The organism is Streptomyces sp. CO7, from assembly GCF_053474865.1.
The window spans coordinates 459,234-459,636 of record NZ_JBRIOU010000004.1; the positions used below are offsets into that span (position 1 = coordinate 459,234).

Sequence of the window (403 nt, forward strand, 5' to 3'; positions counted from 1 at the left end):
CCGCCGTGTCCGGCCGCGCGGCGAGGAGCACGTCCAGCGCCCGCCCCATCCACCCGTGCCGGTGCTCGTCCCGCACCACGGCGACGATCCGCCGCCCGCCCGCGGCGGCCAGCGCCTCCTCACCCGCGGTGTCGCCGCTGAAGTTGCCCGCCTCGGCCCCCGGCAGCCTGCGCCGCAGCTCCGCGGCGATGCCCCACGGGGTCTCGTCGCCCACCGCGATGTTGGCCACCGGCGTGAACGAGGCGACGTAGGGCTCCCCGGTCAGCGGTGCGAACCCCTGCTCGCCCAGGGTGCGCCGCACCGCCCGGCGCGCGGCGTCCAGGCCGACCTCGGGCGCGGGCGCCGGGCCGGAGGTGCGGGCGAGGGCCGCGGCGGACGACGTCCAGGCCGCCAGCTCCCGCAC

Annotated in this window: 1 pseudogene; it reads right to left on the reverse strand. The window is 80.4% G+C overall.

Going from position 1 to position 403, the window contains the following annotated elements:
- Positions 1-403 (reverse strand): annotated as a pseudogene (locus tag ACOV8S_RS14875) (glycoside hydrolase family 3 protein); the annotation flags it as partial.